Raw genomic sequence first — 23,209 nt, forward strand, 5'->3', positions numbered from 1 at the left:
CGCGGGGTCCGGAGGGCCGGCCACCAGGCCTCCCGACTAGAACGGAGGCATGAGCCCCGCATTACCGCACCGCACCGAACAGACCGAGATCGAGCGCAAGTACGACGTCCACGAGACCGCCGGGGTGCCCGACCTGGTCGGGGTGGGGGGCGGCGCCGCCGAGGCGCTCGTCGTCGACGGCGTGGGGCACGACGACCCCGTCGAGCTCGCCGCGACCTACTGGGACACCGTCGACCACACGCTGCTCGGGGCCCGGACCACCCTGAGGAGGCGCGAGGGCGGTGGCGACGCCGGATGGCACCTCAAGCTGCCGCCGTCGGCCGGCACGACCGGGCGCCGCGAGGTCCACTGGCCGCTCGGCGACCCCGGCGAGCCCGTGCCGGACGCGCTGCGCCGGCTGGTCGAGGCGCGGCTGCGGGGCCGGCCGGTGCACCCCGTGCTCCGACTCGAGACGACGCGCACCGTGACCCGCCTGCTCGACGGCTCGGACCGCGAGCTGGCCGAACTCGCCGACGACGTCGTGCGGGCGTCGAACCCCGACACGGGCGTGCTGCGCACCTGGCGTGAGTGGGAGGTCGAGCTCGCGCCGGGCGTCGACGGCGACGAGGGCGAGCGGCTGCTCGACTCGGTCGCGGAGCGGCTGGAGGCGGCCGGCGCGTCGCTCTCGTCGTCGAAGTCGAAGCTGGCCCGAGGGCTGGGTTCGGAATTCGCTGTGCCGGCAGCGTCGGGCGACGGCACCGGCGGGGCCGCCTCGACGGTCGTGCCTGCCCCGGCCACCCCGGCCCCGAAGAAGAAGTCGGCGGCGGCCTTCGTCGCGACCGTCGCCGCGGGTCTGCGTGACGACCTGCTCGCGGTGGACGCCGCCGTGCGCGACGGCCGGCCGGATGCGGTCCATCGGCTGCGGACCACGACCCGTCGTCTGCGCGCCCTGCTGACCGTGTGGGACGGCGTCCTCGACCCCGCGCTCGCCGCAGCCGTCGTGGCGGGTGCCCGCCACGTCGGCCACGTCTCGGGTGCCGCTCGGGACGTCGAGGTGGCGCGAGGCCGGGTGGCGACCCGCGCCTCCTCGGCTCCGGAGGGCTTCGTGGCCGCCCAGGTCACGGGGCGGATCGACGCCCGGCTCGGCGAACGACTCGACGAGGCCGTCGGTGACGTGCGTCGCCTGCTCGACTCGGGCGCCTGGTTCGACCTGCTGGACGCGGTCGACGCGCTCGTGGCGGCCCCGGCGACGGGGGACCACGCGGCCGACCCGGCCGCCGACCTCTCGGCCGCGCGGCTGCGGGCCGAGCGGAAGCGGACGAGGCGGGCCGTCCGGGCGGGGCTGGCGGCCGTGGACGCGACGGACCGCGCAGGCGCCGTGGACGCGCTCCCGGTCCTGCACGACGCGCGGAAGGCCGCCCGACGACTGCGGTACGCCCTCGAGGCCGACCGGGCCCGCAGCGGATCGGGTCGCGGCCGGGCCCGCCGGGCCGAGGCCGTCCAGGACGCCCTCGGCGAGCACCGCGATGCCCTCGCGGCGGTGCGGACGATGCGCGAGGTCGCGACGCTCGCGAACCGGTCGGGCGAGGACGCCTTCGGCTACGGCGTGCTGGCCACCCTCGAGTCCGCCCGTGCCGACGACGCCCTCCGCCGCTTCCGCCGCGCCGCCGCCGACCTCTGACGTCGGGACGCCGACCTCTGACGTCGGACCTCGGGCGCGGAAGGGGTCAGGCGGAGCGGCGGGCGAGCAGCGCCTCGAGCTTGCGCACGGTCGCGTCGTTCCGGGCCGTGACCGGAGTCGGCAGCCCCCGCCACCAGGCGGCCGGCACCCGCGAGGCGAGCACGCCTGCCGGCAGCCACTGGCGGACGGCGTCGGGCGAGACCACGATCTCTTCGTCGCCCAGGTCGACGTCGGGAGGCGCCACCCCGTCGAGCGCGCCCGGCACCTCGGCGAACGCGACCGACAGCAGCTTCGGCTCGCGCTCCTCGCGTCGGAGGGGGTTCGCCCCGGCCAGCCGCGTGAAGCGCTCGGCGTCGAGCAGCACCAGGTCGGCGTCGACGCCGGTGGCCCGGGCGATCGCCGCCCGGAGCCCGGCGGCGTCGTCGGCACCGAGCCGCGACGACGCCCCGAACACCAGGTTGCCGCTGTTGAGCAGCGTCTCGGGGCGCTCGAAGCCGAGGTCGGCGGCCACGCGCCGCAGGTCGGTCATGGCCACCCGTTTGGCCGTGCCGACGTTGACGCCCCGCAGCAGCGCGACGTGGTCCACGCTCGTCAGGCCCGCCCGAGGACGTCGAGGATCCACGCGATCTCGAACGCCCGCTCGCGCCAGGACTCGTACCGTCCGCTGACGCCGCCGTGCCCGGCCGACATCTCGGTCTTCAGCAGCACCGGGGCGTCGACCTCGCGCAGCCGCGCCACCCACTTGGCGGGTTCGACGTAGAGCACCCGGGTGTCGTTGATCGAGGTCACGGCGAGGATGCGCGGGTAGGTCACGTCGTCGCGCACGTTCTCGTACGGGCTGTAACCGCGCATGTACTCGTAGACCTCGGCGTCGTGCAGGGGGTCGCCCCACTCGTCCCACTCGATCACGGTGAGCGGCAGGTCGGGGTCGAGGATGCTCGTCAGGGCGTCGACGAACGGGACGGCCGCGACGATGCCGGCGAACCGGTCGGGGGCGATGTTCGCCACCGCGCCCATCAGCAGGCCGCCCGCGCTGCCGCCCTCGGCCACCATCAGCTCGGGGGTCGTGCGACCCTCGGCGATCAGGTGGTCGGCGACGGCGACGAAGTCGGTGAAGGTGTTCTTCTTGGTGAGCGTCTTGCCGTCCTCGTACCAGGAGCGTCCCAGCTCGCCGCCGCCGCGGACGTGGGCGACCGCGAAGACGACTCCGCGGTCGAGCAGCGACAGGCGGGCGACGCTGAAGCCCGGATCGATGCTGTGCTCGTACGAGCCGTAGCCGTAGAGGTGCACGGGCGAGGGCCCCTCGGCGGGGACGGCGTCACGGCGCCAGACGAGCGAGACGGGCACGCGGGTGCCGTCGGTCGCCGTGGCCCACTCGCGGGCCTGGTCGTAGTCGGCCGGGTCGTAGCCGCCGAGCACGTTCTGACGCTTGAGGAGGTGACGCTCGCCCGTGCGGACGTCGAGGTCGTAGACCGTCGACGGCGTGACGAACGAGGTGTACCCGAAGCGGACGGTCGGCTGGTGGAACTCCGGGTTGGCGCCCGCGCCGGCGGCGAACAGCGGCTCGTCGAAGCCGACCTCGGAGACCTCGCCGTAGCCGTCGGGACCGAGCGGCACGACCGCGAAGCGCGGCAGCGCGTCGCGGCGGTACTCGACCACGAGGTGGCCGGAGAACGCGTCGACGGACTCGAGCCGGACGGAGGCGCGGTGCTCGACGATCACGCGGCGGTCGGTCGTCGAGGTGGGGTCGTCGGCCGGCACGTCGACGAGCTCGAAGTTCTCGGCGCCGTCGTTGTGGACGATGAGCAGGCGGTCGCTGCCCGCGACGATCGCGTGCTCGACGTCGTACTCGACGCCCTCGCGCCGCGGCCAGACGACCCGGAACTCGCCGGTCGGGTCGGCCGCGTCGAGCAGCCAGGTCTCGCTCGTGATCTTCGACCCGACGTCGACGACGAGGTACTGGCGGCTGCGCGTGAGGCCCACCCCGATCCAGTAGCGGTCGTCGGTCTCGGTGAACACCGTGACGTCGTCGCCGGGCTGCCCGACCTCGTGACGCCAGATGGTGTCGGGCCGCCAGGACTCGTCGACGGTGGGGTAGAAGACGTACCGGCCGGTGGCGTCGAACAGGGCGCCGGCGGCCGTGCCGGTGACCACGTCGTCGAGGTCGCGGCCGGTCGCCAGGTCGCGGATGCGCAGCGTGTAGCGCTCGTCGCCCTCGACGTCGACCGCGTAGGCGAGCAGGGTGCCGTCGGGCGAGACGTCGAAGCTGCCGATCGAGAAGAAGTCGTGCCCCTCCGCCTCGGCGTTGCCGTCGAGCAGCACCTGCTCGCCCTCGGCGGCCTCGCCCGCCTCGATCGACGGGGGAGTCCAGTCGTCGGGCCCGGCGATCGGAGCGCGGCAGTGGATGCCGTACTGCTGCCCCTCGGCCGTGCGCGAGTAGTACCACCACGAGCCCTCACGGACCGGGACGCCCAGGTCGGTCTCTTGCACCCGGCCCTTGATCTCGTCGAAGACCGTCTGCCGCAGAACGGCGAGGTGGGCCGTCTCGGCCTCGGTGTGCGCGTTCTCGGCCTCGAGGTGCGCCACGACCTCGGGGTCGTCCTTGGCACGGAGCCACTCGTAGTCGTCGACGAAGTCGTGGCCGTGGTGCGACCGGGTGACGGGCTTCTGGGGGGCACGGGGAGCGGGAACGGAGGCCATCACCCGAGCCTAACGGCGGCTCAGACGGAGCGGTCGCTGGCCGTGATGCCGTTGAAGGCCGGCACCTCGGGGTACTCGTCCGAGGCGACGTGGACGTCGGCCGGGTCGGGCGCCTCGCCCTCGCGGGCCTCGTCGATCGCCTGCTCGGGGGTGCCGGCCTTCTCGGCGGCCGACTCGGAGTGCGTCCCGGGGACCGTGTACGTCGCGTCGACGTCGTGTCCGGCCGGGTCGACCGTCTCGCTCGCGCCGGACGCGTCGTCGCGGGGGGTGGTGTCGGGGGCCGGGGTCTGGTCGCGGTCGCTCATGCGGGGGACGGTACCCGCGCCTCCTCGGTGACGTCCGGCCAGGCCGTCGGTCGTCGGCCGGCCCTGACGCGGGTCGGCGTCCGACCCGGCGGCGGTCAGTCGTCGACGGGCAGGACCGTGGTCGGCGCGCTCAACCCCTGGACGGTGGCGCCGAGGTGCGCCTCGCCGGGTTCGAGGTCGGAGATGGACCGGCGGTCGGAGCGCAGCCGCCTCACCGAGGCGTTGAGGCGCGCGTGCAGCTGCATGAGGTGCAGGCGGTAGCGCTCGGGGGCGTCGTCGCTGTCGTCGAGGAAGGTGTTGCACGCCAGCGTCATCTCGTTGAGCACGGGCAGGGCCGACGAACGGGGACGGAGCGCCCGTCGCGCCCGCCGGATCTCGCCCCGCAGGGCCGAGATCGAATGACGCGCCTGCTCGTAGACGGGGTCGAGGGCGTGGGGGTTGGGGCTGAGCCTCGGTGCCACCCGGCGCAGCACGCGCCGGAAGTGGATCTCGGTGATCAGCTCGTTGAGGGCCGACGCCTCGCGCCGACGCGACTCGATCAGCCGCACGAGCAGGTTCGACGCGAACGCCGCCCCGGCACCCACGAAGGCACCCACGGTCACGGTCACGACGTCCCACCAGCTCATGGGGCCACGCTACGGCGGACCACCGACAGCCGGGTCGGGCGAGGCGCGGTCAGCGAGAGGCGTCGTCGAGCCGCCCCATGAGCGACCAGACGGCCCGTGACAGCTCGGGGTGCCACAACGCGATGGTGCGCAGGTAGCCGAGCTCGTCGGCGAGACCGAGCCCCGTCGCGGTCGGCACGCCGTCGGCGCCCAGGGCGTCGGCCCGCAGCGAGATGACGACCTGCTCGTCGACGGTGGGGAGCCCGGGGATGACGTCCCAGGGGTCCTCGCCGTTGCGGCAGCGCAGTTCGATCAGGGCGGAGAGCTCGTCGTGGGCCTCGGCGCGCAGCACCTCGAGGCTCCGGCCGGCGCCGCGGAACTCGGGCCCGGGGCGTCGCCTCCCGCTCGATCGTGCTTCGGACATGCCGACGAGCCTACGCGCGAGCCGTCGAGCGGTTCCCGGGGACGCGGCCCGCGCCTCCTGCCGTCCGCCCTCCTGCCGTCCGCCCTGTGGGCGGGACGACAGCCGGTAGCCTTCCGGCATGCCGGTCTACCGCGTCTGCGTCGCCTACCTGTTGCGGGAGCACGAGGGGCGTCGGCAGGTCCTGCTGGGACGCAAGAAGCGCGGACTCGGCACGGGGCACTGGGTCGGCCTCGGGGGCAAGCTCGAGCCGGGCGAGGGCGTGCAGGAGGCGGTGGTCCGCGAGATCGCGGAAGAGAGCGGCGTCGAGGTGCTCGCGTCGGACCTCGACCGGAGGGGCGACCTGCTCTACCTCTTCCCGCACCGTGAGAGCTGGAGCCAGCGGTCGACGGTCTTCGTCGTCACCGCGTGGCGCGGCGACCCCGCCGAGAGCGACGAGCTGGTCCCACGGTGGTTCGACCTCGACGAGCTGCCCCTGGACGAGATGTGGGACGACGCGTCGTACTGGCTGCCCGGTGTGCTCGTCGGGGGACGGGTCGCCCGGACGTTCGTCTTCGCGGCCGACCTCGCGACGGTGGCCTCCGACGCGCCCCTGCCGGGGGAACACGCCGGCCCCTGAGGCGTTCCGGCCCGGACGCCTGGCCCTCGCAGAGGGGGGCGCGGTGGCGCCCGTGCTCCACCTAGGGTCGGTTCCGAGACGGATCACGGGGAGATCCCCGCCGTCGGACGGATCTCACGGGGAGCGACATGACCAGCTACGACGGCCTGACCACGACCACGCTCCGGAGCCCGGCCCGCACCGCGGTGGCGCCGCGCCAGCTGTCGCTGCCGCTCTGGCTGCCCGCGGTGGCCTGGGCCCTCGGCCTCGTCGTCGTCGTGGTGGGGGCCGCCTTCGGCGGCGTCCTGCTGGCGCTCTCGAGCCTCGGCGTGGTCGCCCTCGTCGCGGGCATGGCCGCCACGGCCGCGCGGTGGCAGCGCATCGAACGCCTCGCGGCGATCGAGCTGGCCGAGCGACGTGCCTCGAGCGCCGAGGCGCGACTCGTCTGAGGCCGACACCCCGTCCGGGCGGGGTCAGCGTCCGCGTCGGGTCCCGGTGCGCGACAGACCCGCGCGTACGAAGAAGTCGACGACGCCGGTGAGCACGGCACCGACGACCGCGAACCAGGCGTAGCCGACGAAGCGCGCCGCCACGTCGGGACCGCCCTGTGGTGCCAGCGTCACCGAGAGGACGTAGAGAGCGCCGGCCGCGACGAGCAGCAGGACGGCGAGGGCGACGAGCAGGCGGTGCAGGGTGGTCGTGGTCACGAGCGTCGAGGGTACCGCCTCAGCGCGCGACGCCGTCCTCACGCCCGGGGTGCCCTGACCCCATGCGGTCGCTCGGGACGACGCGCACGGGTCGCGTCGCGAGCTCGTCGTTCTCGAGTCCGCCGGGTGCACCGAGGAACATGTCGCCCCGCTCACCGGGGTCACCGAGGTCGTCGCGTTCGTCCGCCGGGATCGTGTTGATCGTGCCCGTGTCCGTCGCCACGAGGCCGTGTCGGGCGAGCACCTCGTCGCGCTCGGCGACGAGGAACTCGCGGTTCGCGTTCTGGGCGTCGGCGAACATCGTCGTGCGGCCGGACACGATGCGGGCGATGCGGCGGCTCTCCCACCAGCGCTTGCCGACGAGCATCAGCACGATGCCGAGTGCGGCGTAGCAGAGCATCATCGTCACGCCGCGGCCGTAACCGGGGCCCACGCCGTAGAGCACGCGCTTGAGCATCTCGGTGATGCCGCTCCCGACCACGACGGCGTTGAGCCACGCGAACGGTTGGGGCATGAACCATGCGGGGTAGGCGGCGCCCGAGGACGGCATGGACAGGAAGACGAACACGATCATCGCGGGTAGGGCGACGAACCGTCCGACGAAGTAGCTGATGCCGTTGACCGCGAGGCCGATCGCGATGATCCAGGCCCAGGCGATGAAGAAGAGCGGCACGAAGTGCCCGTCGACGGCCCCGATCACCGGCCCGGCGAGGACGTTCGTCACGAGCGAGATCACGCCGCCGCCGACGCCGATCACCGTCATCCGGGTGCGGTGGCGGAGCGGGGCGCCCATCAGCCCGATGAACATCGCCACCATGTAGCCGCCGATGCACCACGAGAGCATGAGGTACATCGACACGGTGCCGTACTCGTCGTTCGCGGGCAACGGTGCCAGGTCCGTGACGGTGGGCGTGATCCCCTGGGCCTCGAGCACGGGGGTGATCGTCGCCGGGATGAGGGCGGCGACCTGGTACTGGTGGGCGCTCGCGGTGTAGATCGTGGTCTCGGCCGGGTCGTAGGCCACGGCGACGCGTCCGGCGAGCACCGCCTCCTCGGCCTCGTCGGCGGAGCCGTAGGCGCGGACGTCGATCACGCCGGGCCGGGCGTCGTCGAGGCCCGTCTGCAGGTCGGCGGCGGCCGACGAGGACCCGACGACCGCGACGGGGACGTCGTGCGGGTGCGGGGCGTGGAAGGCCGCGATGTAGCAGAGGCAGAAGCCCACGATGAAGAACAGCGGCAGCCAGAGCTGCAGGCCGATCAGCTGCAGCGACGGGTGGAGCGTCGAGTACCAGCGACGGTACCGTCCGAGCTCGGGCTTGGGCGGCCCGCCCGCGTCGTCCGTGGTCGTCTGGTTCGTCGTGGTCGCCACGGTGCCGCGCCCTCCTGCTCTCGGTCGTCTTCTCGTCTCGTCGCCGGTGCCGCTCACGATACGCCGCGGGCGCGTCACGACCTCGTGCTCGTGAAGGCCGAGGTGTCCATGGCGAGCTCCTCGGCGTCGAGCCCGAGCAGCACGCGCCTCATGACCTCCTCGTCGAGGGCCCCGGCGTCGCGCTCGCGCAGCACCACCTCGCGGCGTTTGGCGAGCAGCTCGCGTCGGATCGAGCCGAGCGCCTGGGGTGCCTCTCGACGGCGGGCGCGCTGGGCGGCCGTCGCCCCCGAGACGTCCCGTTCGTCGGCGTCGTCGACGGCCGTGCGCTGCAGCGCCTCGTTCTGGCGCAGCAGCCGCGTCGTCGCGAGCAGGACGGCGCGTTCGGTGAGCTCGGGCCCCCAGCGCTTCTCCCAGTCGGCACGCCGTTCCGCGACGTAGGCCATGGTCTCTTCCGTGCTCGTCGCGAAGACCGCCAGCTCGGCGGCGAGGTCACGGTCGCGCTGCGTGTCGTCCCGGACGCCGAGCACCCTGATGACGACCGGCAGCGTGAGCCCCTGCAGCAGCAGGGTGCCGACCGTGACGATGAACGCGATGAGGAACATGGTGTCGCGCGCCGGCACGGGGATGCTCGACTCGGTGACGGCCGGGATCGACACGGCGGCGGCGAGGGTCACCACGCCCCGCATGCCGGTCCACGAGATGACGCTCAGCTGTCGCCAGTCCATGCGGGGTTGCGGGTGGTAGCGCACCGTCCGCAGAGCCGGCGCCCGCCGCAACCGGCGGAGCACGGGCACCCGGCGGAGCTTCCGCAGCACCGTCGAGAGGAAGAGGTACCGGCCGGCACGGGCCGCGTGGTACGTGCCGAACACGAAGACCGGGCGCACGAGGACGACCACGGCGAGGACGGCGAGGGCGACGCCGACGCTCTGTCCGAGGCCACGCTCGCTCTCGCTGACGTCGAGCACGACGGCACGCAGCTGGAGGCCGATCAGGGCGAACACGAACCCCTCGAGCAGGACGTCGGCGGCCGACCAGAACGGGCGCTCCTGCAGCCGGGTCGCGTAGCCCGTGCGAGGCGAGTTGAAGCCGACGTAGAGGCCCGCGGCCACGACCGCCAGCACGCCGGAGCCGCTCAGCTCCTCCGCGGCGATGTACGCGATGAACGGCAGCAGCAGGCCGATGACGTTCTCGACCACGGGGTCGTCGATCCGCACGCGCACGCGGTGGGCGACGAAGCCGAGGACCAGGCCGACCGCGACGCCGACGCCGATCGCGAGGCCGAAGATGCCGAGGTCGTCCCAGAGCGTGAGGCTGGCACCGCCCACGATCGCCAGGAACACCTTGACCAGGGTGAGCGACGCGGCGTCGTTGATCAGGCTCTCGCCCGACAGCACGGTCATCACCTTGCGCGGCAGGCCGAGCTTCCGGCCGATGGCGGCCGCCGACACGGCGTCGGGAGGCGCGACCACCGCCCCGACGAGGAGGGCGGCCGGAAGGGTCATGTCGGGGATCATCACGTAGGCGACGCCCCCGACGGCGAAGGCCGTCACGATCACGGCACCGACCCCCAGCCGAGCGATCTGCACGCGGCTCTCCCGGAAGTTCAGCAGCGAGACGTCGAGGGCGGCCGAGTAGAGCAGCGGCGGCAGGACCACGGTCAGGATGACCTCGGAGTCGATCTCGATGTCGGGCACGCCGGGGATCAACGACACGAGCAGGGCGACGCCCACCGTCAGCAGGGGGGCGGGCAGGCCCCGCCAGCGGGCGAAGGCGGTCACGACGAGCGACCCGGTCAAGATGATCAGCAGCTCGCCGAGTTCCATGTGAGCCGGGCTCCGTCCAGTCGTCGGGGCAGCCGTGCGATGTGCATCGACTGCAAAGTCCCGACCATCCTCCCAGGCACCCCCTAGGAGAACGTCGGGTGAACGGCCCCGGTCGACCGTCCGACCACCCGTAGCATCGCTCCGTGACCGCACAGCCCCGGGCGACCGTCCCGGCCCCCGACCTCGTCCGCACCACCCGCTCGGGCGAGGTCCGCGGCGTGCGGGAGCGCGGCGTGCTCGCCTGGCGCGGCATCCCCTTCGCCGCACCACCCGTGGGGCGCCTCCGTTTCCGGGCCCCGGAGGCGCCGGCGGCGTGGACGGGCGTCCGCGACGCCGGCCGGTTCGGACCCGCGGCCCCCCAGGACCGCGTGCAGTTCGTGGGCGTCGACGCCACCACCCCGCTCAGCGAGGACTGCCTGACGGTCAACGTGGTCGCACCGGAGGGCACGGCACCGGGCGACGGGCTGCCCGTCCTCGTGTTCGTCCACGGAGGCGCGTACAGCGTGGGGTCGTCGCGAGAGTTCCCGAGACAGGGCGAGACGCTCGTCCATGAGGGCGGCATCGTCTACGTGAGCCTGAACTACCGGCTGGGTGCCTTCGGCTACCTGGACTTCAGCCACTGGGCGACCGAGGACCGCCCGTTCGACTCGAACCTCGGGCTGCGCGACCAGGTCGCCGCCCTCGAGTGGGTCCGCGACAACGTCGCCGCGTTCGGCGGCGACCCCGGCCGGGTCACCGTGTCGGGCGAGAGCTCCGGCGGCAACGCCGTGACGACCCTCATGACGGTGCCGCGCGCTCGCGGCCTCTTCCGGGGGGTCGTCGCCCAGAGCGCACCGCCGAACGCCATCTACCCGCCGGACGTGACGCGGCGCTGGGCGGGCGAGTTCCTCGAGCTGCTCGCCCACGACCTGCGCGACGACGACCTCGAGGCCACGAGCGTCGACGACGCGGCGACGATGCTCGCCGAGGCACCGACGACGGCGATCGTCCGGGCCGCCAGCCGGTTGCAGTTGCGCACCCCGGACGAGGATCCGGGGACGATCTGCTTCAGTCCGGTCATCGACGGCGACTTCCTGCCCGAACGCCCGCTCGATGCCTTCAAGGCGGGCCGGGCCCACCCGGTGCCGCTGATCATCGGCACGAACGATCGCGAGGGGTCGGTGTTCACCGGCCGCCGCGACATCCTCGCCACGACGAAGCCCCGCATCCGGGCCATCTTCGCCGCGACCGAGAAGAAGGCCCGGAAGGCGATCAAGAAGCATTACCCGGGGCTGCCCGCCCGCCCGGCCGCCCTCGACTTCGGCGGTGACTACGCGTTCTGGTTCCCGAGCGTCAAGGTGGCCGAGCGGCACGCGGTCCACCAGCCGGTCCGGTTCTACCGTTTCGACGCCACGACGCGCATCCTCCGCACGGTCGGGGTCGACGCGTTCCACGGTCTCGAACTCTGGGCGATCTACGACCGGATGGGCTCCGCGTTCGGGTGGGCGATGAGCCTCCTGGGCGGCCGTCGGGCGTTCCTGCGCACGGCGGCGCGGACGCGTTCCCGCTGGCTCGAGTTCGTCCGCACCGGGGCGGTCGCCGACTGGCCGACCTACGACCCGTACCGCCGACGCACCCTCATCATCGACGCCCGCGACCGCGTCGAGCACGATCCGCGGGGCGAACGGCGCCGGGCCTGGCAGGACTTCGTCCCGCACGTGTGAGCCGCGCCCCGGCCGCGCGAGGGTCCGCGTCACCCGCCGTTCACCGGGATGTACCCCGCAGGTCACCACCGAGTTGACCCGCGTCCACCCACCTGTGACACTCAGGCCGGTGGACATCACACTCATCGTCGTCCTGGTCATCGCGCTGGCTCTCTTCTTCGACTTCACGAACGGGTTCCACGACACGGCCAACGCCATGGCGACCCCGATCGCGACCGGCGCGATGAAGCCCAAGGTCGCCGTCACGGTGGCCGCGATCCTCAACCTCGTCGGCGCCTTCCTCAGTACCGAGGTCGCGAAGACCGTCTCCGGCGGCATCATCCGCGAAGGGGACGGCGGGGTGCAGATCACCCCCGAGATGATCTTCGCGGGCCTCATCGGCGCCGTCGTCTGGAACATGTTCACGTGGTTGCGGGGGTTGCCCTCGAGCTCCTCGCACGCCTTGTTCGGCGGGTTGATCGGTGCGGCGATCGTCGGTGCCGGCATGGGGTCGGTGGACTTCGGCGTCGTGCTGTCGAAGGTCGTGCTGCCCGCCCTGCTCGCGCCGTTGATCGCCGGCGTCGTGGGGTACACCGCCACGCGGCTCGCCTACACGATCACCCGACGCCGCGACGACAAGAGCGAGCGCGGCGGGTTCCGCTACGGCCAGATCTTCACGTCGTCGCTGGTCGCCCTCGCGCACGGCACGAACGACGCGCAGAAGACCATGGGCGTCATCACGCTCACGTTGATCGCGGGCGGGCTGCTCACGCCCGACTCCGGCCCGCCGTTCTGGGTGGTCGTCGTCTGCGCGTTCGCCATCGCCCTGGGCACCTACACCGGCGGCTGGCGCATCATCCAGACCATGGGCGGCGGTCTGACCGAGGTCAAGCCCACCCAGGGCTTCTCCGCCGAGGCGTCGACGACCGCGACCGTGCTGGCCTCCAGCCACCTGGGCTTCGCGCTGTCGACGACGCAGGTCGCGAGCGGATCGATCATCGGTGCCGGCCTCGGACGCCGCGGCTCGAAGATCCAATGGGGCACCGCCGGCAAGATCGTCGTCGCCTGGTTCATCACGTTGCCCGCCTCGGCGGCGGTCGGCGCCGTCGCGGCCCTGATCGCCACGCTCGGCGTCGCGGGGCTCGTGATCGACGCCGCCGTCGGTGCCGTCGTCATCGCGGGGATCTTCGTCATCTCCCGCCGCCGGCCGCACGACCAGGGCTCGGCCATCGAGGTCGACGTCGCCGCCACCTCGGTGCTCTCGCGTCGCCGTGCCCGACGAGCGGTCCGCAAGGGCCGCGTCGACACGCCCGCGTCCGGGGTCGAGGCCCCGTTCGTCCGGATGGACGACCCACCCGAGCCCGTCTCCGCCCCCCGGGGTCCGGTCCCGACCGACGACGAGGTGCGCTGATGATCGACTGGTCCGCCTTCCTCGTGGTCGCGCTCGTCGCGCTCTTCTCCGCGGCCGCCCTCGTCTCGCTCTACTCGCTGGGCCTGCGCCTGCTGACCGTCGAGGGCCGCACGCCCGTCCGCACCGCCGCGGGGTACGCCTGCTTCGTCGTCTGCGCCCTCGGCGTGCTGTACGGCATCTACCTCATCGTCCCGGGCTTCCACCGCTGACCCCCGGCCACCCCGGCTCGTCTCGTCCCCAGGGCGGGACCCTCTCGGGCGGCCGCCCCGCGCCTCCCCGGGAACGACCCGTCCGCGGTCCCGCCGGTAGGCTCGACGGAAGCGTCCGGTCGACGACGACCGGGCCCCGACTGACGACGGAGGCTCACCACACGTGACGACCGAGACAGCAGCACCGACCCGCACCGAGACCGATTCGTTGGGCAGCCGAGAGGTGCCCGCCGACGTCTACTGGGGCATCCACACCGCCCGGGCGCTCGAGAACTTCCCGATCTCGCAGCGGCCGATCTCGGTCTATCCCGACCTCGTCACGGCCCTCGCCCTCGTGAAGCAGGCGGCGGCCCGCGCCAACGTCGAGATCGGCGTGCTCGACCCGGTCAAGGCCGAGGCCATCGAACGCGCCTGTGAAGAGATCCGCGGGGGCGCGCTGCACGACCAGTTCGCCGTCGGGGTCATCCAGGGCGGCGCCGGCACGTCGACCAACATGAACAGCAACGAGGTCATCGCCAACCGCGCCCTCGAGCTGCTCGGCCACGCCAAGGGCGAGTACCGCCACCTGCACCCGATCGACGACGTCAACCGCAGCCAGAGCACCAACGACACCTACCCCACCTCGATCAAGATCGCGATGGTGCTCACCCTGCGCCGCCTCCTGGTCGAGCTCGACCTGCTCGCCGACTCGTTCGCCGCCAAGGGCGCCGAGTTCCACGACGTGCTCAAGGTCGGCCGCACCCAGCTGCAGGACGCCGTGCCCATGACCCTCGGGCAGGAGTTCACGGGCTTCGCGCACACCCTGGCCGAGGACGTCCAGCGTCTGCGCGACGTCGTGCCGCTGCTCGGCGAGATCAACCTCGGCGCCACGGCCATCGGCACGGGCATCACGGCGGACCCGCTCTACGCCGACGCCGTCCGGCGACACCTCAGCACGCTCTCGGGCATGGACCTCGTCACCGCCCCCGACCTCATCGAGGCGACGAGCGACACCGGCGTCTTCATGACGCTGAGCGGCGCCCTCAAGCGCAGCGCGATCAAGCTGTCGAAGATCTGCAACGACCTGCGGCTGCTGTCGTCCGGCCCGCAGGCCGGCATCAGCGAGATCACGCTGCCGCCGCGCCAGGCGGGGTCCTCGATCATGCCGGGCAAGGTGAACCCGGTGATCCCCGAGGTGGTCAACCAGGTCGCGTTCTCGGTGGCCGGGGCCGACGTGACGGTCACGATGGCCGCCGAGGCCGGGCAGCTCCAGCTCAACGCGTTCGAGCCCGTGATCACCCATTCGGTCATGCAGAGCCTGCAGTGGATGACCTACGCCTGCCAGACCCTGCGGATCAACTGCGTCGACGGGATCGAGGCGAACCGCGCCCGCCTCACCCAGCAGGTCGAGACGAACGTCGGCAGCGTCACGGCGCTCACGCCCTACATCGGCTACACGGCGGCGGCGGCCATCGCCCACACGGCGCTGACGACCAACGCGGCGATCGCGCCGCTCGTCGTCGCGGCGGGCCTCATGACCGACGAGCAGGTGCGCAAGGTGCTCTCGCCCGCCCGACTCTCGGGGCTCGCGCCGATCACGAGCGCCATCACGATCATCGACGTCGAGGACCCCGCCGCGGCGGTGGCCCGGGCGGCCAACACGACGGGCGCCCGCAACCCGGGCGACGAGACCGCCGGCTGACGCGACCACGTCGAGGAGGCGCGGTGCCGGTCGACCGGCACCGCGCCTCCTCGAGGCGCGGCCTCTACGACGTCGAGGGGGCGTGGGTGGTCGGGTCGACCTGGTCGGCGCGCTGAGCGGCCTGCGGCCGTTCGTCGGCCGGCCGGTCTCGATCACCGCGGAGGTGGACGCGCCGGAGTTCGTCGGGTTCGAGCACGCCGCCGTTCTCGCGCAGGGCACGCTCGCGGATCGCCCGGCCCACCCGGACGTCCCAGGCGAGGTTGCGAGCCAGGATGTGGTTGCGCGCCGTGTCGCGGAGCGGCAGGGGGATGACCTCTTCGGCCTGCACCCCGCGACGGAGCTGGCGCATCCGCAGGATCTCGCTGTCGAGCTCACCGCCGATGACGAGCACGAAGTTGCTGATGTACGCGTAGAGCAACACGACCACGACGCCGCCCACCCAGCCGTAGAAGCGGTCGTAGTTCGACACCGTCGCGACGTAGACCGCGAAGCCGACCGTGGCGAGCGCCCAGCCGCCGAGGGCGACCATGGCCCCGTACGACACCCAGCGCAGGCGCGGAGGCCGCACGTTGGGCGTGAAGAAGTAGAGCATCGCGACCGACAGCACGGCCAGGGCGACGAGCACCGGCCACTTGACGACGTCGTAGAGGTCGGTCCAGGGGCGGCCGATGCCGAACCGTGCGGCCACCGCGTCGCTCAACGTGGGCGTCACCAGCAGGATGACGGCGATGACGGCGAACGACACCATCAGGACGAGCGTGACGATCATCATGTGGCCGCGGAACTTCCAGATGCGGCGCCCCTCCTCGACCTCGTAGGCGGTGTTCATGGCCCGGCCGAACGCCGTCGTGTAGGCCGACAGCGACCACAGCGTGAGCCAGAGGCCGATGCCGAACGCGACGCCGGGGTTCGACAGGCTGAGCATCTGTTCGAGCGGCCAGCGCAGGGTGTCGATCGCGTCCGGGGTGAGGACGTACCGGGCCACGGAGAGGATCTCGTCCACGGCGTCTCCGTCGTCGACGAACAGCGCGACCCCCGAGACGAGGGCGAGCGCGCCGGGCACCAGGGCGAGCATCGAGAAGAAGGTGAGCGACCCGGCCGCGTCGATGGTGCGATGGCGCAGGAAATCGTGCCAGACCCGCATCACCACGTACCGGACCAGCGACGGGTCCTCGGGCAGGGAACGCGTCGAGGCCATCCTGCGAGATTACCGGGCCGTCCGGCTCGTCGCGGCCCGCCCGCAGGCTGCGCCGACCCCGGCGTCAGCCCGTAGGGTCGGGGGATGACCTGGTCCGATCCCCGCGGCGTCGGACACGACGCGTACGGCCGCCCGCTGACGCCGTACGCCGACCCCTCCTCCGTCACCCCGGGGGCCGCTCCGGGCTGGTCGGTGCATGCTCCAGCGGTCAACCCCGAGCCGGTCTGGTACCCCGTGCAGCCGGTCTTCGTCCAGCCGACGCCTCGCCGCCGGGTGGCCAGTGCCGTGGCGCTCGCCGTCGGGTTCACCGTGATCGGCACCTTCGCCCTGGCCGTCGGCCTGTACTTCCTGGTCTTCGTGCAGCCCGGGGTGCTGTTGGCCGGCAGCCTGCTCGCCTTCGTCCCGTTGACGATCGTGCTGCTCGGCATCTGGTTGGTCGACCGCTGGGAGCCCGAGCCACGGGTGGCGCTGCTGTTCGCGTTCCTCTGGGGCGCTGCGGTCGCGGTGGGGACCGCTCTGATCGTCGACTACGCCCTCGAGACGGCTCGGGCCGTGCTCGGCGTCAGGTCCGGCGAGCTGGGGGACGTGCTCGGGGCGGTGGTCCAGGCCCCGCTCGTCGAAGAGGGTGCGAAGGGACTCGGGGTGCTGCTCGTCCTGTGGATCTTCCGACGGCACTTCGACGGCCCGGTCGACGGCATCGTCTACGCGGCGACGGTCGCGGCGGGCTTCGCCTTCGTCGAGAACATCCAGTACTTCGCCCTGCAGGTCGGGGAGGATCTGGCCACGGGCAGCCAGGGCCTCGCCTACGTCTTCTTCGTGCGGGCCCTGATGTCGCCGTTCGCCCACGTGATGTACACGGCCTGCACGGGCTTCGCCCTCGGTCTCGCGGCACGGCGGACGGGCCCGTACGGCGCGATCGGCTGGTTCTTCGTCGGCCTCGTCCCCGCGGCGGGACTGCACGCGCTCTGGAACGGTGCCCTCTTCGTGGTCGGCGACGGCTTCTTCGTCTACTACCTGCTCGTGCAGGTGCCGATCTTCGTGGCCATGGTGTTGCTCGTGGTGTTCCTGCGACGCAACGAGCGAAGGGTCACCCACGACCGGCTCGCGGAGTACGCCGCGGTCGGCTGGTTCAGCGCCGACGAGGTCGGCATGCTCTCGTCGAGCGCCGGTCGCCGCCGCGCGCGGTCGTGGGCCGCGTCACGGGGCATCCGACCCGCCATGAAGGTCTTCATCTCGAACGCGACGCGCCTCGCCTTAACCCGCCAGCGGCTGGTGAAGGGCCGCCGCGCGCTCGACGAGGCCGTCCAACGCGACGAGGCCGAGCTGCTGCAGGCGCTGACCGCGAGTCGCGTCGCCCTGCAGGCACCGCCGACGGCCTTCGTCGGGTACCCGCAGCACCCGGGGTGGCCGTCGCAGGTGACCGGGCCGCCGCACTCGGGCCCCGGGTGGTGACGCGCTCGCGACGGCGACGGCGACGGCGACGGCGGTGACGGCGGCAGCGGCGACCGTGGCCGCCGCCGCGGGTCAGGGCGTCGGCGCCTCCGCGTCGTAACGTCCGAACGCGGGCGTCAGCCGGGCCACGAGCGCGACGAGGGCGACGACCAACAGACCGCCGAGCAGCGGTGGCCAGAAGACGGCGATGCCCGCGACGAGTCCGACGAACAGGTCACCGACTCGCGGCCCGCCCGTGACCACCACGATGAAGATCCCCTGCAGGCGGCCCCGCATCGCGTCCGGCGCGGCCGACTGGAGGATGGTCGAGCGGAAGATCGAGCTGACGTTGTCGCTCGCACCCGCTCCGGCCAGCGCGAGGGCGGCCCCGCCGAGGGCGGCCAGGTTCGCCTGGTCGAGTCCGGCCGTGACGCCGCCGCCGTGGGCCGGCGTCACGAGCAGCACGACGCCGAAGGCGGCGATGCAGAGACCGTAGGCGGTGATCGCCCACCGCACGGCGACACCCTGTCGGCGCACGTGGCCGAGGCGTCCCGAGAACACGCTGCTCAGCAGGGCGCCCACCGCGAACGAGGCGGAGAGGACGCCGACCGTCACCGCGCCTCCTCCGATCACGAGCGTGCCGACCACCGGGTAGAGGACGCGGGGCATGCCGAACGTCATCGCGACTATGTCCATGACGAAGGTCGTCCGGATGTTCGGCGACCGCTTCAGGAACGCCAGGCCGAAGCGCAGCGACTCGAGCCCCGGACGTTGGGTCTCGCCCTCGGGGCGGATCGGGGGCAGGGTGACGATCCCGAGGAACGCCGTCGAGAACAGCACGACGTCGACCGTGTAGGTCAGCGGGAACCCCACGCCCGCCACGAGCACGCCGGCCAGGGCGGGCCCGACGGTGAGCATCAGACCCATGCTGATGCCGCTCAGCGCGGAGGCGGCGGGCAGCAGCTCGCGGGGCAGGAGGCGCGGCACGATCGAGGCGCGGGAGGTGGCGATCATCGTGCCCGCCACGGCGTTGACCGTGGTCAACAGGTAGAGCAGCCACACCTCGTGCAGCCCGAGGTACGCGTGCAGCGCGATGGCCGCGGTCGAGAGCCAGGCGAAGACGGCGGCGACCAACGCGACCTTCCGACGGTCGAAGGCGTCGGCGAGCATGCCGCCGTAGAGGCCGGCGAGGATCATCGGGACGAGCGAGACCACGCCGACGAGCGCGACGGCGAAGGTCGACCGGGTGATCTCGAAGATCTCGAGCCCGACGGCGACGAGCGTGAGCTGCGTCCCGATGCCACTGATCGCGCTGCCCGCGAAGAGGCGGGCGAAGGCCGGGCTCGTCCGCAGCGGGGTGACGTCGACGAACAGCGGGCGACGGGCGGGCGCGGCGGGGCCGGACGGCGGAGGCGGAGGCGGGGTGGCGGACAAGCTGCCATTCTTGCCGATCGTGCAGGTTTCCGCAGGCCGGCGGCAGCCGGTGCGGCTCCCGGCGCCGCCCGGGCCCCCGCCCCCGGCCGCGGCGGAGCCCGATCGATTTGGCGTCCCGTCACCGTCGGAGTAGCGTCCATGTGTTCGCATCGATGACGTCATCTCGGTGCGGATGTCGGGTCGGCTCCTCGAGCCTCGCAGGGAGGACGCGAGTGGCCGACCCGCCCCCTCGGTCCGTCGGTGGTTGGATGGTCGGCATGACTCACGATCCCCAGACCAAGCCCGAGATCGACGCCCCGACCGGCCCCGCCCCCACCGAGCTGACCATCACCGACATCACCGTCGGTGACGGAGCCGAGGCGCAGTCCGGCTCGACCGTCAACGTCCACTACCTCGGCGTCGAGCACGACTCCGGCGAGGAGTTCGACTCGTCCTGGAGCCGTGGCGAGGCCATCAACTTCCCGCTGCAGGCCCTGGTCCGCGGGTGGCAGGAGGGCATCCCCGGCATGAAGGTCGGCGGACGCCGCGAGCTCGTCGTGCCGCCCCACCTGGCCTACGGCCCCGCCGGCGGCGGGCACCCGCTCTCGGGCAAGACGCTGATCTTCGTCATCGACCTGCTCGGCGTCAGCTGATGACGGTCGCCCCCTCGGTCGGCCTCAACGACGGGCGCACGCTGCCCCAGCTCGGCCTCGGCACCTACGGGCTGAACGGCGACGAGGGCACGGCGCAGGTCGTCCAGGCGATCTCGTCGGGCTACCGTCTGCTCGACACGGCGCTGAACTACGGCAACGAGGCGGCCGTCGGGGCGGCGATCCGCGCGACCGACGTGGCCCGTGACGACCTGGTCGTCACGACCAAGCTGCCCGGCCGACACCACGGGTTCGACGAGGCCCTGGCGAGCTTCGACGAGAGCCGGGCGAACCTCGGCCTCGAATTCGTCGACCTCTACCTGATCCACTGGCCCCTCCCGCGCATCGACAAGTACGTCGAGGCGTTCAAGGCCTTCGTCCGGTTGCAGGAAGACGGCCTCGTCGGCTCGGTCGGCGTCTCGAACTTCACGGCCGAGCACCTGCAGCGCGTCGCCGACGAGACGGGCGTGGTGCCCGCGGTCAACCAGATCGAGCTCCACCCGTACTTCCCCCAGGCCGAGCTGCGTGCCGTGCACGAGAGCATGGGCATCGTCACCGAGAGCTGGAGCCCGCTCGCGAAGCAGAGCGAACTCCTCACGGAGGCGCGGGTCACCGACATCGCGCGGGCCCACGGCAAGACGCCCACGCAGGTCGTCCTGCGCTGGCACGTCCAGCTCGGCGCGGTCCCCGTCCCGAAGTCGGCCGACGCCGGTCGTCAGCGCGAGAACCTCGACGTCTTCGACTTCGAGCTCACGCCCGACGAGGTCGAGTCGATCAGCGGCCTCGAGCGGGGCCGGCTGTGGGACGGCGACCCGCTGACCCACGAGGAGTTCTAGGCCCGGCTCCACCGCGGCCACCCCAGGAGGCGCGCTCGTCCCCCGAGGACGAGCGCGCCTCCTGCGTCCCGGGACGGATTCCCGGGCCTCGCCGTCGGTGGTCGGAAGCTAGACTGGCGTGCCGACTTTTCCCGAAGGGTACGAACACCTGTTGTCATCCGAGATCGACCGCGAACGCGCCTATGTGGGCACCCTCTACGAACGCCTCGACGAGCTTAAGGCCGACGCCCGCGTCCGTCTCGAACGGACCCGCCGCGAGACCGTCGGCGGCAACCACCAGAGCCGCAGCGAGCGCGACGCCTACGCGCGCCTGTACGAAGACACCATCGTCCAGCTCGGCTCGGTCGACGAACGGCTCGCGTTCGGTCGCCTCGAGCTCGAGACGCCCGACCTGCTCGGCCAGACCGGCGACGTCGACCGCCCGGCCGAACCGGGCGAGGGCGGGCGCTACCGCTACATCGGCCGCATCGGCCTGCGCGACGAGGCCCACCACCCGATCCTGCTCGACTGGCGCGTCCCCGGGGCCAGCGCGTTCTACCAGGCGACGGCCGCGACGCCCATGGGCGCCCGGGCCCGTCGTCACCTGACCCTCGACGGCCGCACGGTCACCCGACTCGAGGACGAGGTCTTCGACCCCGACCTGCTCGATCGCGACGACGTGCAGCTGCAGGGCGAGGGGGCGCTCATGGCCGCCCTGACCGCCCAGCGCACCGGCCGCATGACCGACATCGTCGCCACCATCCAGGGCGAGCAGGACCGGATCATCCGCTCTCAGCTCGACGGCGTGCTCGTCGTCCAGGGCGGCCCCGGCACGGGCAAGACGGCCGTCGCGCTGCACCGGGCCGCGTACCTGCTCTACTCGCACCGCGACCGGCTCAAGGGTTCGGGCGTGCTCGTCGTCGGGCCGTCGCGGTCGTTCCTGCGCTACATCGAACAGGTGCTCCCGTCCCTCGGCGAGAGCGGCGTCGTCCTGTCGAGCCTCGGCGGCCTGTACCCGGGCGTCGAGGCCCAGACCGACGACGCGCCCGACGTCGCCGCCCTCAAGGGGTCGGCCGAGATGGCCGAGCTCATGCGTCGCGCCGTCCGGTCGCGGCAGGTCCGCCCGGCCGAGCCGACGACCATCGACATCAACGGCGAACGACTCGTGGTGCGACCGGAGCTCGTCGGCGAGGCCATGCGCAAGGCCCAGGAGCGCGGCAAGCCCCACAACGTGGCCCGGGTCACCTTCAACAAGGCGGCCCTCTCGGCCCTGACGCGTCAGCTGGTCGACCAGATGCGCGAGCACGGCACGACGGTCGACGAGTCCGACGAGGCCGTCCTCCGGGAAGACATCCGGCAGTCCTACGACGTGCGCGTGCTGCTCAACACGGCCTGGCTGCCGCTCAGTGCGGAGAAGCTCGTCGAGGACCTCTTCGCCCGGCCGAACTGGCTCGCGTCGATCACCCCGCGCTGGACGCCCGAGCAGCGCGCCCTGTTGCGCCGCGAACGCGGAGCGGGCTTCACGGTGTCCGACGTGCCGCTGCTCGACGAGGCCGCCGAGCTGCTCGGCGAGTTCCAGACCGGTGTCGACCCCGAGCGCCTGGCCCGCAAGGCCCAGCGCAAGCGCGACATCGAGAACGCCGAGCGGGCGATCGAGAACATGGGCGTCGAGGGCATGGTCAGTGCCGAACAGATCGCCGGCGGCTTCGCCGAGCGGGCGGCGTCGATGACCACGGCCGAGCGGGCCGCGGGCGACCGTGCCTGGGCGTTCGGCCACGTGGTGGTCGACGAGGCGCAAGAACTCTCGCCCATGCAGTGGCGACTGCTCTCCCGGCGCTGCCCGCTGCGGTCGTTCACCGTCGTCGGCGACATCGCCCAGGCGTCGAGCCCGGCGTCGGCGACCTCGTGGGACCGCGCCCTCCAGGCCCTGCTCGGCCGTCGTCGCGGCGGAGGCGCCCAGGGCACGTCGGCTCCGTGGCGGCTCGAAGAACTGACCGTCAACTACCGCACGCCGGCGCAGATCGTCACCTACGCCGAGGGCGTCGCGACGGCGAGCGGTCTGCAGATCACCCCGAGCCGATCGGTGCGCTCGAGCGAATGGCCGGTCCGCGAGGTGACCGGCGCCTCCTCGAAGGACGACTTCGTCCGTGCCACCGTCGACGCCGTCCGGGCCGACCGGGCGATCGACTCCGAGGGCACGCTCGCGGTGATCGCCCCCGAGCAGGCCGTCTCGACCCTCGTCGAGGCCCTGTCGGCCGAGTTCGACGGTCTCGTGGCCGCCGGCACGGCGTCGTTGACCAAGCCGATCTCGGTGCTGAGTCCGGCGACGTCGAAGGGTCTCGAGTTCGACTCGGTCGTCGTGGTCGACCCCGAGCGCGTCCGACTGGCGAGCCGACGCGGCAACGCCAGTCTCTACGTGGCGATGACCCGGCCCACGCAACGCCTCACGGTCGTCTCGTAGGCCGGGTCGTCTCGCAGGCCGGGTCGGGGCGCGCCGGGGCCGGCCGGCTCGGCCTGTGCCGGCCCGGCCC

21 protein-coding genes are annotated in these 23,209 nt (G+C 72.7%); 11 read left to right on the forward strand and 10 right to left on the reverse strand.

From position 1 onward, the window contains the following. The first annotated feature begins 49 nt into the window (after positions 1-49). Positions 50-1,660: a CYTH and CHAD domain-containing protein gene (locus ACVJ1F_RS14495; RefSeq protein WP_456887080.1), complete on the forward strand. Its 1,611-nt coding sequence runs from the start codon at positions 50-52 to the stop codon at positions 1,658-1,660. Positions 1,661-1,706: 46 nt separating this feature from the next. On the opposite strand, the gene ACVJ1F_RS14500 is transcribed toward ACVJ1F_RS14495, so the two are convergent. The 5 genes from ACVJ1F_RS14500 to ACVJ1F_RS14520 all read right to left on the reverse strand — a co-directional run bounded on the left by ACVJ1F_RS14500 (position 1,707) and on the right by ACVJ1F_RS14520 (position 5,694). After that, positions 1,707-2,246, reverse strand: a complete 540-nt coding sequence (locus tag ACVJ1F_RS14500) for a DUF1697 domain-containing protein (RefSeq protein WP_456887081.1) — start codon at positions 2,244-2,246, stop codon at positions 1,707-1,709. A gap of 5 nt (positions 2,247-2,251) precedes the next feature. Beyond that, on the reverse strand, positions 2,252-4,360 hold the full coding sequence (locus tag ACVJ1F_RS14505; RefSeq protein ID WP_456887082.1) for a S9 family peptidase: 2,109 nt from the start codon (positions 4,358-4,360) through the stop codon (positions 2,252-2,254). Positions 4,361-4,380: 20 nt separating this feature from the next. Beyond that, positions 4,381-4,665, reverse strand: a complete 285-nt coding sequence (locus ACVJ1F_RS14510; protein WP_159826851.1) for a hypothetical protein — start codon at positions 4,663-4,665, stop codon at positions 4,381-4,383. Between the two features lie 95 nt (positions 4,666-4,760). After that, the gene (locus tag ACVJ1F_RS14515; RefSeq protein ID WP_456887084.1) at positions 4,761-5,291 is read right to left on the reverse strand and encodes a hypothetical protein; all 531 of its coding nucleotides are present in this window, start codon (positions 5,289-5,291) and stop codon (positions 4,761-4,763) included. Between the two features lie 49 nt (positions 5,292-5,340). Then, positions 5,341-5,694, reverse strand: coding sequence for a hypothetical protein (locus tag ACVJ1F_RS14520; RefSeq protein WP_456887085.1), 354 nt, complete (start codon positions 5,692-5,694; stop codon positions 5,341-5,343). Between the two features lie 118 nt (positions 5,695-5,812). On the opposite strand from ACVJ1F_RS14520, the gene ACVJ1F_RS14525 reads away from it, so the two are divergent. Together ACVJ1F_RS14525 and ACVJ1F_RS14530 are read left to right on the forward strand one after the other, a co-directional pair. Next, a complete protein-coding gene (locus ACVJ1F_RS14525) occupies positions 5,813-6,310 on the forward strand; it encodes an 8-oxo-dGTP diphosphatase (RefSeq protein WP_456887087.1) in 498 nt (165 codons plus the stop codon). Between the two features lie 128 nt (positions 6,311-6,438). After that, a complete protein-coding gene (locus tag ACVJ1F_RS14530) occupies positions 6,439-6,738 on the forward strand; it encodes a hypothetical protein (protein WP_456887088.1) in 300 nt (99 codons plus the stop codon). A 24-nt stretch (positions 6,739-6,762) separates the two neighbouring features. On the opposite strand, the gene ACVJ1F_RS14535 is transcribed toward ACVJ1F_RS14530, so the two are convergent. The 3 genes from ACVJ1F_RS14535 to ACVJ1F_RS14545 form a co-directional block, all read right to left on the reverse strand. Further along, positions 6,763-6,996 carry a hypothetical protein gene (locus ACVJ1F_RS14535; RefSeq protein ID WP_056048171.1) on the reverse strand — a complete coding sequence of 78 codons (234 nt, stop codon included), beginning with the start codon at positions 6,994-6,996 and terminating at the stop codon, positions 6,763-6,765. A 19-nt stretch (positions 6,997-7,015) separates the two neighbouring features. Further along, positions 7,016-8,365 (reverse strand): ABC transporter permease, encoded by a 1,350-nt coding sequence (locus tag ACVJ1F_RS14540; RefSeq protein WP_456887090.1) that lies wholly within the window; start codon positions 8,363-8,365, stop codon positions 7,016-7,018. 74 nt (positions 8,366-8,439) lie between these two features. After that, positions 8,440-10,188, reverse strand: coding sequence for a cation:proton antiporter (locus ACVJ1F_RS14545; protein WP_456887092.1), 1,749 nt, complete (start codon positions 10,186-10,188; stop codon positions 8,440-8,442). Between the two features lie 143 nt (positions 10,189-10,331). On the opposite strand from ACVJ1F_RS14545, the gene ACVJ1F_RS14550 reads away from it, so the two are divergent. The 4 genes from ACVJ1F_RS14550 (at position 10,332) to ACVJ1F_RS14565 (ending at position 15,171) form a co-directional block, all read left to right on the forward strand. Next, positions 10,332-11,891 (forward strand): carboxylesterase/lipase family protein, encoded by a 1,560-nt coding sequence (locus ACVJ1F_RS14550; RefSeq protein WP_456887094.1) that lies wholly within the window; start codon positions 10,332-10,334, stop codon positions 11,889-11,891. Between the two features lie 109 nt (positions 11,892-12,000). After that, the gene (locus ACVJ1F_RS14555; RefSeq protein ID WP_082460534.1) at positions 12,001-13,281 is read left to right on the forward strand and encodes an inorganic phosphate transporter; all 1,281 of its coding nucleotides are present in this window, start codon (positions 12,001-12,003) and stop codon (positions 13,279-13,281) included. Then, a complete protein-coding gene (locus ACVJ1F_RS14560) occupies positions 13,281-13,490 on the forward strand; it encodes a hypothetical protein (protein WP_056048161.1) in 210 nt (69 codons plus the stop codon). The genes ACVJ1F_RS14555 and ACVJ1F_RS14560 overlap by 1 nt, the downstream gene beginning before the upstream one ends. Before the next feature lie 163 nt (positions 13,491-13,653). Continuing rightward, positions 13,654-15,171, forward strand: a complete 1,518-nt coding sequence (locus tag ACVJ1F_RS14565; protein WP_456887096.1) for an aspartate ammonia-lyase — start codon at positions 13,654-13,656, stop codon at positions 15,169-15,171. Positions 15,172-15,235: 64 nt separating this feature from the next. Here ACVJ1F_RS14565 and ACVJ1F_RS14570 read toward each other — a convergent pair whose 3' ends face one another. After that, positions 15,236-16,369 (reverse strand): YihY/virulence factor BrkB family protein, encoded by a 1,134-nt coding sequence (locus tag ACVJ1F_RS14570; protein ID WP_123571803.1) that lies wholly within the window; start codon positions 16,367-16,369, stop codon positions 15,236-15,238. Positions 16,370-16,453: 84 nt separating this feature from the next. Between ACVJ1F_RS14570 and ACVJ1F_RS14575 the strand changes: the two genes are divergently transcribed. Then, on the forward strand, positions 16,454-17,821 hold the full coding sequence (locus ACVJ1F_RS14575; protein ID WP_456887099.1) for a PrsW family intramembrane metalloprotease: 1,368 nt from the start codon (positions 16,454-16,456) through the stop codon (positions 17,819-17,821). A gap of 72 nt (positions 17,822-17,893) precedes the next feature. Here ACVJ1F_RS14575 and ACVJ1F_RS14580 read toward each other — a convergent pair whose 3' ends face one another. After that, positions 17,894-19,234, reverse strand: coding sequence for an MFS transporter (locus ACVJ1F_RS14580; protein WP_456887100.1), 1,341 nt, complete (start codon positions 19,232-19,234; stop codon positions 17,894-17,896). 257 nt (positions 19,235-19,491) lie between these two features. Between ACVJ1F_RS14580 and ACVJ1F_RS14585 the strand changes: the two genes are divergently transcribed. The 3 genes from ACVJ1F_RS14585 to ACVJ1F_RS14595 all read left to right on the forward strand — a co-directional run bounded on the left by ACVJ1F_RS14585 (position 19,492) and on the right by ACVJ1F_RS14595 (position 23,139). Continuing rightward, on the forward strand, positions 19,492-19,866 hold the full coding sequence (locus ACVJ1F_RS14585; RefSeq protein WP_043596717.1) for an FKBP-type peptidyl-prolyl cis-trans isomerase: 375 nt from the start codon (positions 19,492-19,494) through the stop codon (positions 19,864-19,866). Then, the gene (locus tag ACVJ1F_RS14590; RefSeq protein ID WP_456887102.1) at positions 19,866-20,699 is read left to right on the forward strand and encodes an aldo/keto reductase; all 834 of its coding nucleotides are present in this window, start codon (positions 19,866-19,868) and stop codon (positions 20,697-20,699) included. Before ACVJ1F_RS14585 ends, ACVJ1F_RS14590 begins: the two co-directional genes overlap by 1 nt. Before the next feature lie 148 nt (positions 20,700-20,847). Continuing rightward, positions 20,848-23,139, forward strand: coding sequence for a HelD family protein (locus ACVJ1F_RS14595; RefSeq protein WP_456887118.1), 2,292 nt, complete (start codon positions 20,848-20,850; stop codon positions 23,137-23,139). The last annotated feature ends 70 nt before the right edge of the window (positions 23,140-23,209 follow it).

This window comes from Frigoribacterium sp. 2355, from assembly GCF_054060695.1.